Annotated in this window: 7 protein-coding genes and 2 pseudogenes; 6 read left to right on the plus strand and 3 right to left on the minus strand. The window is 65.8% G+C overall.

Going from position 1 to position 10,756, the window contains the following annotated elements; genetic code table 11:
• Positions 1–58: 58 nt before the first annotated feature.
• Positions 59–151 (plus strand): annotated as a pseudogene (locus IBX54_RS08820) (DUF4148 domain-containing protein); the annotation flags it as partial.
• 329 nt (positions 152–480) lie between these two features.
• Here IBX54_RS08820 and IBX54_RS08825 read toward each other — a convergent pair.
• Positions 481–1,383 carry a LysR substrate-binding domain-containing protein gene (locus IBX54_RS08825; RefSeq protein WP_004637169.1) on the minus strand — a complete coding sequence of 301 codons (903 nt, stop codon included), beginning with the start codon at positions 1,381–1,383 and terminating at the stop codon, positions 481–483.
• A gap of 99 nt (positions 1,384–1,482) precedes the next feature.
• On the opposite strand from IBX54_RS08825, the gene IBX54_RS08830 reads away from it, so the two are divergent.
• The 3 genes from IBX54_RS08830 to IBX54_RS08840 are packed head-to-tail and all read left to right on the plus strand — an operon-like array spanning position 1,483 to position 6,488.
• Positions 1,483–3,057, plus strand: a complete 1,575-nt coding sequence (locus IBX54_RS08830; RefSeq protein WP_004637167.1) for an NADH-quinone oxidoreductase subunit L — start codon at positions 1,483–1,485, stop codon at positions 3,055–3,057.
• A 24-nt stretch (positions 3,058–3,081) separates the two neighbouring features.
• The gene (locus tag IBX54_RS08835) at positions 3,082–5,634 is read left to right on the plus strand and encodes a YbcC family protein (protein WP_004637165.1); all 2,553 of its coding nucleotides are present in this window, start codon (positions 3,082–3,084) and stop codon (positions 5,632–5,634) included.
• Positions 5,634–6,488 (plus strand): DUF6671 family protein, encoded by an 855-nt coding sequence (locus IBX54_RS08840; RefSeq protein WP_004637164.1) that lies wholly within the window; start codon positions 5,634–5,636, stop codon positions 6,486–6,488. Before IBX54_RS08835 ends, IBX54_RS08840 begins: the two co-directional genes overlap by 1 nt.
• A 127-nt stretch (positions 6,489–6,615) precedes the next feature.
• Here the strand turns inward: IBX54_RS08840 and glmS are convergent, their stop codons facing one another.
• On the minus strand, positions 6,616–8,547 hold the full coding sequence (glmS, locus tag IBX54_RS08845; RefSeq protein ID WP_004637163.1) for a glutamine--fructose-6-phosphate transaminase (isomerizing): 1,932 nt from the start codon (positions 8,545–8,547) through the stop codon (positions 6,616–6,618).
• A 144-nt stretch (positions 8,548–8,691) separates the two neighbouring features.
• Here glmS and IBX54_RS08850 point away from each other — a divergent pair, with 144 nt between their 5' ends.
• Positions 8,692–9,180 carry an Lrp/AsnC family transcriptional regulator gene (locus IBX54_RS08850; RefSeq protein WP_004637162.1) on the plus strand — a complete coding sequence of 163 codons (489 nt, stop codon included), beginning with the start codon at positions 8,692–8,694 and terminating at the stop codon, positions 9,178–9,180.
• 263 nt (positions 9,181–9,443) lie between these two features.
• Entirely contained in the window at positions 9,444–10,496 is a 1,053-nt protein-coding gene (locus IBX54_RS08855) for a diguanylate cyclase (RefSeq protein WP_004637161.1), read from the plus strand.
• 21 nt (positions 10,497–10,517) lie between these two features.
• Here the strand turns inward: IBX54_RS08855 and IBX54_RS08860 are convergent.
• Positions 10,518–10,703: pseudogene (locus IBX54_RS08860) on the minus strand (ATP-binding protein); the annotation flags it as partial.
• Between the last annotated feature and the right edge of the window lie 53 nt (positions 10,704–10,756).

Consider the following 10,756-nt stretch of genomic DNA (forward strand, 5'->3'; position numbering starts at 1 on the left):
CGCCAGTGCTAGCTTTTCGTACCGTCACTTATTGCACTGAAAACGAGGGGACCCCCAATCCACCGCCGACCGCGCTGCCGTGCGTGCCCAGGCCGCAGAAGCTGTTCGCACAGGCCAGATCTCCCACGGCGAAATCGGCAACGCCATGTAATGCAAGCCGATGCGGGCGTTTCGGACGCCACCGCTTGGCGCATCCACTGCGGCTGAGCGAAGGCGTCATCGGTGCACCGCATCACATTGCATCGCCCATGAACGAGCCCCCATTGCGGGGCTTTTTTCATGGGGCAAACTTTTGACGAATCCCAGCTAGGGCAACGCCGAATAAGTCCCCGCAGTGGCGCACGCCCTGATTTGGGATGGGATGCAAGGCGCAAACCACAGCGATAGCCGTAGCTATCGCGAGGATTTGCAACGCGGCAGACCGCCCAAAGCAGGGGTGCGCGGTGCGCGAGGGACTTGTTCAGCGTTGCCCTAGGTCTGTCAGGACGGCCCCATGCGGCCCGACGAACGTTCCAGCAGGGTTTCCAGCACCTCGATACGGTGCCGATGCCGGGTGGTGATGGCGTAGAAATGCTCCTGCAGCCCGGCGGAGTAGCCCACCTTGACGAGGATGCCCGTGCGCAACTCGTCCTGAACCACCACCTCGGGCAGCACGGTCAGCCAGCCGCTGTCACGGGCGATCAGGCGCAGCATGGCCATGTCATCCACCTCGGCGCGCAATCGGGGCGTCACCCCGGCCGATGCACACAGGGCTTCAAACTGCGCACGCAGTGCATGGCGGGGGCCAGGCAGCGCCACCTCCATACCCTCCAGGTCTTCAGGTATGCGCAACGAGCGCGATTGCCACACGCTGGCAGGGCCGACCAGCGAGATGGACTGGCTGCCGAGAAATTGGCAGTGCAAGGGGCGCTCGGAGTCGGAAGGCACTGACTCATTGGCCAGCACCACGTCCAGCTGGTGCTGCACCAGGCGCGAAATCAGCCCCTCCAGCAGCCCTGACTCCAGCGTCAAAACCACGGACGGGTCGGCCAGCAAGGGGCGGATCCAGTTTTCCTGGTAGTTGCGGGACAACGTTGCCACACTGCCCACGCGCAGCCGGGTCACCCCCGACGCGCTGCCCTGCAGGCGCCCCAGCATTTCCTGACCCAGTCCGAAGATGTTCTCGGCATATGCCAGTACCAGTTGCCCGGTGTCGGTCAGCAGCAGGCGGCGGCCCTCTCGCAAAAACAGCTCTTCGCCCAGGCGCTCTTCCAGCTGCCGGATCTGGGTGGACACCGCAGACTGGGACGTGTGCAGCTCTTGCGCTGCCTGGGTAAGGTGCCCCAGCTTGGCCACACGCCAAAAGTAGAACAGGTGGTTGAAGTTGAGTTGATCGAGTCTCATTGTTCTATTTTTAGTATTTTTTTGTTCTTTTCAATGTATTTTACAGAACAATAACCCCGCAGCATCATCGCCCCCAGTCTTGTTTCTGGAGGTTGAGTGATGCCATTTGTTCACGTTTTGTCCCACGCCAGCGCATGGGCACCGGGCATGCTCATGCTGGCCGCCATGGCGCTGGCACTGTGCCACAAGGGCTCGGTTGCCACGTTGTGGCGCTGGATGCTGATCCTGTCTGGTGCCGCCTTGGCAGGTTCTGTATTGGCGGCGATTGCGGCCATGGCTGGCATCGGCCGGCTGGACCACGCTGGCTGGCTCAAGGCATCGCCGATGGGCTTGTGCATGGGGGTTCTGGTGCAACTGCTGGGCACCGTCATCGCAGCGTTTTCTGCGAGGTACCTGGAGGGAGAGCCCGGCCAGCCGCGCTACATGGCAGCACTGGCGGGTGTGCTGGCTGCTGTGCACGTGCTGCTGCTGGCAGACCACTGGATCGTCCTGGCCATCGCCTGGGCTCTGGTGGGCATTGCGCTGCAACACCTGCTGTGCTTCTACCCCGACCGGGCTTTTGCCAGCCTGGCCGCCCACAAAAAACAGATGGCCGACAGGGTGGCCGACGTATTGCTGGTCGGTGCGGCGGCACTGGCCTGGCTGGAAGTCGGCAGCGGTTCTTTGTCGGCGTTGTGGGCGTACATCGCACGCGACGGCATGTCCCCGTTGCTGCACGCCAGCGCGGTGTTGCTGACCCTGGCCGTGATTTTGCGGACGGCCTTGTTGCCCGTGCATGGCTGGCTGATCCAGGTCATGGAGGCGCCCACGCCGGTGTCTGCACTGCTGCACGCAGGCGTGGTCAACCTGGGCGGGTTCGTGCTGATACGGTTCGCCCCCTTGCTGGAAAACGCCGCCGCTGCCCGCGTCGTGCTGGTCGTTTTTGGCCTCGGTACAGCCGTGCTCGCTGGCATGGTCATGCTGACGCGCATCAGCATCAAGGTCAGGCTGGCCTGGTCCACGGTGGCGCAGATGGGGTTCATGCTGCTCGAATGCGGGTTGGGCCTGTACACGCTGGCTGCGCTGCACCTCGTGGGGCACTCGCTGTACAAGGCCCATGTGTTTCTGTCGGCATCCAACGCGGTTCGGCAAGCGCGGCTGCAGGCCATGCACAGCGCAACCCCGCCCACAGCCATCAGCCTGGCGCTGGCACCCGTCGCCGCCACGGCCACCGTGCTGCTGGTGCTGAACGTGGCGGCGGAGGTGCCCTGGCCCGCCTGGTGGTCCGCCGTGCTGGGACTGGCCTGGGCACCGCTGCTCTGGTCGCCTCAGGGCCAGGCCAGCGCCAAGACTGCGGCCTGGCACAGCCTGGCCGGGCTGGTGATGGTGGCGGGCCTCACCGCAGCGGCAGTTGCCATCCACCATGTGCCACTGGGCTTGCGCGATGCTCCGGCGCACGTGCTGGGGTGGCTGGCACTGATCGGACTTTTAGGCCTTTACCTCTTTCTGGCACTGCTGCAGAGGCAGCCCCACATGCTGCGGACCTGGCGCAGGTGGAGCTATGCAGGGTTCTACATCGACGAGGCGTACACCCGGCTGGCCCTGTACATCTGGCCCACCGCCTGGACACCCCCTGCCCCGCGTGACGCGGTCCCCCATGTAGCAGGCCCCACGTTGCACAGAGCCGCCCCCTGAACCGCACTGCACCCGGAGAACCCCATGATGGAATCACTGACCGACTGCCCCACCGAGGAGCTCGCGGCGCCAGCGCCCACGCACGCTGCGCAGCACCCGGCCTCGCACAACGACATCGACACCGCCTGCGCACAAGCGTGCCAAGCCATTGCACCGGCCTGGCCCCTGGACCGTGCCATTGCAGTCAACCCGCACTGGGCGCGCATCGGCATGCCGGTGCGCCGGGTGGCAGCGCGCATGGCAGCGCTGGGCGGCATTCAGGTCTTTCCCGGGCGCGACCGGCAACTGCAAGCGTGGACGGAAGGACGCATCAGCGCCCAGGACCTTGATCAGGCGATCCGCCAGATGCCTCAGGCGCAAGCCTGCGGGTTGACTGCCGAAGACTGCGTACAGGCCTTACACAACACCCAGCCCGTAGAGCAATTGCCCCTGCTGATCGATGTGCTGGACAACGACCCCCACCGCCAAACCCGCTTGTCCTGGCGCCAGGCAATCACCCACCAGGTGAGCCAGACCTGCGCCGCCTATTTCGACCAGACACAGGCGGACTGGCAGCCCCAGCGGTCCGAGGGCCTGTATGCGTTCTGGCGCGAGACTCTGCAGCACGACCACTCCATCGGCCTGCTGATGGGCTTGCCACACCTCGCCGAGGCCTTGGAGGCTCTGCCCGCCACCCGGGAAGACGCCGAACGCTGGGTACTGCACAGGCTGCGCCTTCCCAAGGCGGTGTGGCCAGACTATCTGGAGTCGGTGCTGCTGACGGTGAATGGCTGGGCTTCGTGGTGCGCCTATCTAGGCTGGCAGGCCCACCTGAACCAGACCTCCGACCCGCACCTGCGGGAGTTGCTGGCGATCCGGCTGGCATGGGGTGCGGTTCTACTGCATTGCAAGGACGATGCCGCAGGCACCCATGCCTTCCAGGCGCTGCAACAGGCCTGGGGCCAGGCCCCCGCCTTGTTGCAACGGGCAGAGCAGGCTCTGCTGGTCGACGAAGTGTGGCAAGTAGCTCTGGAAGTCGGCTACCAGCGCCAACTGGCTCAGCGGCTGCTCGGTGCCGGCAGTGCCCCGCCCAACCAGCACGAGATCGAGGTGCAAGCCGCTTTTTGTATTGATGTGCGCAGCGAGCCACTGCGGAGGTCCCTGGAGGCCATTTGGCCCGCCGTACAGACCATCGGGTTCGCGGGATTTTTTGGCCTGCCCCTCGCCTACACACCGCTGGGCACCAGCGCTCGCACGCCCCACCTGCCGGGCCTGTTGGCACCCGCAGTAGAAGCCACTGACTGCATCGTGCCATCCACTGCGGGCGCGTTGAAGACCGATGCGACGCTACAAGAAGCAGCGATCCACGCACGCTCCAGGCGCTTTGCGCTGGCCGACCAATGGCTGTCCGCCAGCCGCTGGCCGGGTGCGGCGTTCTCGTTCGTTGAAGCGGCGGGCGTGGGCTATGCGGGCAAGCTGGGCCAATGGCTGCGGCCCTCCCGGCAAGCCAGGGCCAACGATGCACTGGAAGGCCTGCCTGCGCGCTATCGCCCCCTGTGCCGGCCCCAGCTCACGGGGCTGGACATCGGCGCCAAGGTGTCGCTGGCAGCGCGGGTGCTGCGCTCCATGGGGCTGGACGGTTATCTGGCGCCCCTGGTACTGCTGGTAGGGCATGGCAGCCAGTCGGCCAACAACGCCCATGCGGCAGCGCTGGACTGCGGCGCATGCTGCGGCCAGACCGGCGAAGTCAGTGCCCGCAGCCTGGCACAACTGCTGAACGAACCTGCCGTGCGTACGGGCCTGGCGGAACAAGGCATCGCCATTCCGGAGTCCACAACCTTCGTGGCGGCCCTGCACAACACCACAACCGATGAGATCGAGGGCTTTGACCTGGACCTGCTGCCCCCAGCCGCTCGCCAACGGTGGGACAGCCTGCAGCCGGTGCTACACCATGCCAGTGACCAGGTCCGCAGAGAACGAGCACCGCACCTGCACATCGACCCACGGACACCGCACGACGATTTGCTGAAGCAATTGCGAAGGCGCGCCAACGATGGCGCCCAGACGCGCCCGGAATGGGGCCTGGCGGGCAACGCAGCCTTCGTCATCGCACCCCGGCACAGGACGCTGGGCGCTGCGCTACAAGGACGCAGCTTTCTGCACGACTATGACGCCCAAAGAGACCCCGACGGCAGCCTGCTGGAAGCGCTCATGACCGCGCCCATGCTGGTCACCCACTGGATCAACTGGCAGTACCACGCATCCACCTGCGCCCCCACACGCCTGGGGAGTGGCAACAAGGTGCTGCACAACGTGGTGGGCGGACACATCGGCGTCTTTGAAGGCAACGGCGGTGATCTGCGCATCGGCCTGTCGCAGCAGTCGGTGCACGACGGCAAGCGCTGGTTGCACGAACCACTGAGGCTGACCGTGGTGATTGATGCGCCCCGCCCATCCATCGACGCAGTGATCCATCAACATGCCGTCGTCAAGCAACTGGTGGACCACGGGTGGCTGCACCTCTGGCGGTGGGAAGGCACCGACCTGATGCGCTATGACCAGGGTCTCTGGGAGCCGCTGCACACGGAGAACTGGTGATGCACCCCAGTGCACGCCCCTATGCAGACCGCCGCATCGCCTTGCTGACCCAGCATGGCAAGGAGCGGGTCATCGCGCCCGCGCTGGAGCCGGGTCTGGGTTGCACGATTGAACATGTCAGCGGGTTCGATACCGACCTGCTGGGCACCTTCACCCGCGAAACGGCACGTGCGGGCTCGCAACTGGATGCAGCACGGCGCAAAGCCCGCAAGGGCATGGAGCTCTCCGGCCTCGATGCCGGCCTGGCCAGCGAGGGCAGCTTTGGTCCCGATCCGTTCACAGGAATGGTGCCCTGGAACGTGGAGCTGATCGCCTGGCTGGACGACCGCATGGGCATCGAAGTCGTCGGCATGGCACAAGGGCCTGCGCGCAGCGGGCACCTGCTGAGCGATAACTGGAGTGCCGTGGAGGCATTTGCGCAGCGCGAGGGCTTCCCGCAGCAACAGCTGGTGATGCGCCCGGAGAGCCAGGACGACACCCGCATGCACAAAGGCATCGCGGACTGGGACCGGCTGCGGCACTGCTTCGACGCCTGCCAAGCCCAGGCCCGCAACCGCCAGGTCTTTGTGGAGACGGACCTGAGGGCCTTTGCCAACCCCACCCGCATGCGCCTCATCGAGCAAGCTGCGCAGGACTTGCTGCAGCGACTGCAGTCGAACTGCCCAGCCTGCAACGCCCCGGGTTACTGGGTCACCGAACGCATACCGGGGCTTACCTGCTCTGCCTGCGGACGGCCTACCGCATCCTGCCGCGCTGAGGTGTGGTCGTGCCCACGCTGCGAATACCAGTCCAGAATGAGCAAAGCCACGCGGGCATTGGCAGATCCTCGCCACTGCGCGTATTGCAATCCCTGACTTGCAATCACAGCGGTCCCGCGTTCAGCACAGTGGTTTGAACACTGACCGGCGAGGCGTCACAAAGCAAACAACAACTGGCCAATCGATCAGTCAGTTGTTGGTAAAAAACGGGGTGTTCGACAGCTCACTCCACAGTAACGCTCTTGGCCAAGTTGCGGGGCTTGTCCACATCCGTCCCCCGCGCACAGGCCGTGTGGTACGCAAGCAGCTGCAGCGGCACGACATGCAGCAGTGGGCTCAATGCGCCGTAGTGCTCGGGCATGCGAATCACGTGGATGCCCTCACTGCTTTCGATGCGGGTGTCGCCATCGGCCAGCACGTACAGCACACCCGCACGGGCGCGGACTTCCTGCATGTTGCTCTTGAGCTTCTCCAGGAGGGCGTCGTTGGGCGCCACCGTCACCACCGGCATGGCGCTGGTCACCAGGGCCAGGGGGCCGTGCTTGAGTTCACCGGCCGGGTAGGCTTCAGCGTGGATGTAGCTGATTTCCTTGAGCTTGAGCGCGCCCTCCAGCGCGATGGGGTAATGCAGCCCTCGGCCCAGAAAGAGCGCGTTTTCCATGCGCGCAAAGTCTTCAGCCCAGCTGATGAGCTGGGGTTCGAGCGCCAGCACGGCCTGCAGGGCCACGGGCAGGTGGCGCATGGCCTTGAGGTGTGCAGCCTCCTGCTCTTCACTCAGGCGGCCCTTGCTTTGCGCCAGGGCCAGCGTCAGCAAGAACAGGCCCGCCAGCTGCGTGGTGAAGGCCTTGGTGCTGGCCACGCCGATCTCGACCCCGGCGCGGGTGATGTAGGCGAGCTTGCATTCGCGCACCATGGCGCTGGTGGCGACGTTGCAGATGGTGAGCGTGTGCTGCATGCCCAGGGATTGCGCGTGGCGCAGCGCGGCCAGGGTGTCGGCGGTTTCGCCGCTTTGGCTGATGGTGACGACCAGGGTGCGCGGGTTGGGCACGCTGGTGCGGTAGCGGTATTCGCTGGCCACTTCGACCTGGGTGGGAATGCCCGCGATTTCTTCGAGCCAGTATTTGGCGGTGCAGCCGCTGTAATAGCTGGTGCCGCAGGCCAGGATCAACACGTTGTCGATGTCCTTGAACACGCGCCAGGCAGCCGCGCCGGGCTCGCCATGCTGGCCTGCACCATCAAACAGCTCGGGCACGATGCCGGCCAGGCCTTCCAGCGTGTCGGCAATCGCGCGGGGCTGCTCGAAGATTTCCTTTTGCATGTAGTGGCGATACGGCCCCAGCTCGGCCGCGCCGCTGTGGGCCTGCACGGTGCGCACGGGGCGCTGCCCGGTGGTCAGCGCATTGCCGTCCTTGCCCACGATCCAGTAGCGGCCCAGCTGCAGGTCCACCAGGTCGCCCTCTTCCAGATAGACGATCTGGTCAGTGACGCCCGCCAGGGCCATGGCGTCGCTGGCCAGAAAGTGCTCGCGCGATGACGAGGCGCCGGTTGCGTCCTTGCCCACGCCCAGGATCAACGGAGACCCTGCGCGTGCGCCCACCACGCGGTGGGGTTCGTCCTTGTGCATGACGGCGATGGCGTAGGCGCCATGCAGTTCGGCCACGGTGGCCCGCACGGCGTCGAACAGGTCGCCGCTGTAATGGCTGTCCACCAGGTGGGCGATGACCTCGGTGTCGGTCTGGCTTGCAAACACGTAGCCGCGTGCCTGCAGGCGGGCGCGCAGTTCTTCGTGGTTCTCGATGATGCCGTTGTGCACCAGTGCCACCCGGCCTGCGGCCTGCGCATGGGCGTCTGCGCCCGTGCCGTGGCTGAAATGCGGGTGGGCGTTGTGCACGGCAGGCGCGCCGTGCGTGGCCCAGCGGGTGTGGGCGATGCCGGTGGCGCCGTCGATGTGCTCGGTGCTCACCTGCTCCAGCAGCTCGGCCACGCGGGCGGTGCTGCGGGCGCGCTGCAGGCCGGCAGGGCGCGTGGCGTCTAGGCTGGACGCATGCACGGCCACGCCGCAGGAGTCATAGCCCCGGTATTCAAGTCGCTGCAGGCCCTGCACGAGGATGGGAACGATGTTGCGCGTGGATACTGCGCCGACGATGCCGCACATGGTGGTTGCCTTTGGTTGGAATGTGATGGGATGCGGCGATGGTAGGCAGCGTCCCAAAAAATTATTGATTGATATTTGCAGCAACATGAACTTTAATTTCACCAATAATCAATGTTGAAATTTTTGTTCATTTTCTGACCTCCAATGGAATTCATATCGCTCGATGCAATTGACCTGCAGCTGCTCAACCTGTTGCAGACCGATGCCGCGCAGAGCAACCAGGCCCTGGCCGAACAGGTGCATGTGTCGCCGCCCACCTGCCTGCGCCGCGTCAAGCGCCTGCACGATGTGGGACTCATCGAGCGGCAGGTGGCCATCCTGCAGCCCGACCGGCTGGCTGCCCTGCAAGGCCACGGGCTGGCGTGCATCGTGGAGGTGTCGCTGGACCGCCAGGGGGCCGAACAGCTCGACGCCTTCGAAGCCCGCGCCGTGCAGGAGGCCGCCGTGCAGCAGTGCTGGCGCGTGTCACCCGGGCCAGACTTTGTGCTGGTGGTGCACACGCGGGACATGCCGGGCTACCTGGCGCTGTCGCAGCGGCTGTTCACCGGCGACGCCAACGTGCGCAATGTGAAGGCCTTCTTTGCAACCCGCCGGGCCAAATTTGAGACCAAAGTGCCGGTAGCGCCAGATTGACATGCGCTATCTGCTATCAATTTATTAGCAAACCCACCTGCATCCTCATCGGCGCCCTCTCACCGCCCCGCCCCTCAGCCCCCCCTGACAGGCCCCACAGCACATCCCAACACCCAGCAAGGTCATCCATGCGACTGATGGGAATGGACCACGGTCATTTCTTGCTGGTATCGCCTGACCGGGCGTTGTAAGCTCCCCCGCACTTTCAACCTACCTGGCCGGTGAATGCCCGCGTGGCAGCACCGCCCTTCTCCAACACCCCCATGCCGACGCCCCGCCGCCAGATGCCCCGCCGCATCTACCCCTTGCGCATCCTGGGCATGGGGCTGGGTGGCATGGTGGTGGCCACGGTGCTGTGGGAGCGCCAGGCATCCCCCCTGGCCTGGACGGCGCTGTTGCTGGCCACGCTGGTGTGGCCGCACGTGGCCTACCTGCTCACACGCCGCGCCGCCGACCCATACGCCGCCGAGGTGCGCAACCTGCTCATCGACTCGGCGCTGGTCGCTGCGCTGGTGCCGCTGATGCACTTCAACCTGCTGCCCAGCGTGATGCTGCTCACCCTGACCATGGTGGACAAGATCACCACCGGCATCCGGGGGCTGTGGGTGCGCGCCCTGTGGGTGATGCTGGCGGCCGGTGTGGCCAGCACGGCGGTCATGGGGCTGCACTGGGCGCCCGAGACCTCCATGCGCGTGATAGTGGCCTGTCTGCCGGTGATGTCGCTGCACACGCTGTCGGTCAGCGCCGTGAGCTACCAGCTCATCCGGCAGTCTGCGCGCCAGAACCAGATGCTGGACGAACTGCGCCGCGTGGACGCACTGACCGGCCTGTTCGGGCGCGGCCACTGGCAAGAGCAGGCAGAGGCCGCACTGCGCCGCCACCACACCACCGACGAGCCCGCCTGCATGCTGATGCTGGACATCGACCATTTCAAGGAGATCAACGACGCTTACGGCCACACCGTGGGCGATGAGGTCATCCGCGCGCTGGCGCATGTGGTGCGGGGCAACGTGCGCGCCGGTGACTGCGCGGGGCGCTACGGCGGGGACGAATTCGCCATCGTGCTGCCCGGCATGCATGCGCGCGACGCCCTGGCCATTGCCCAGCGCATCCGCGAGCAGACAGAAGGCGTGCGCCTGCGCAGCCTGCCCGAACTGCGCATCACCAGCAGCATCGGCGTGGCCCCGGCCGACCACCGCCACAGCAGCCTGCGGGCGTGGATCGACGCCGCGGACGCAGCGCTGTACGTCGCCAAAAACGGCGGACGCAATCAGGTGGCGGGGTGCATGGAGCCAGCGCTGGTACCAGCGGTGTAGCAGCCAGCACTGCGGCCGGCGTCAGGGCTCGTTGGCGGCTGCAGGGTTCACCGGCCACTGCACCCGCACCGTGCAACCAGCGCCCGGCACCGCCGTCGCGCTAACCTCTGCGCCGTGGCGCTGCGCAATGGCGCGGCACAGTGCGAGCCCCGCGCCCACCCCCTCGAACTCCGTCTCGCGGTGCAGGCGCTGGAACACGCCGAACAAGGGGTCCCCTCGTTTTCAGTGCAATAACTGGCGGTACGCAAACCCAGCACTGG

This window comes from Rhodoferax sp., assembly GCF_014859475.1.
GTDB lineage: Bacteria > Pseudomonadota > Gammaproteobacteria > Burkholderiales > Burkholderiaceae_C > Rhodoferax.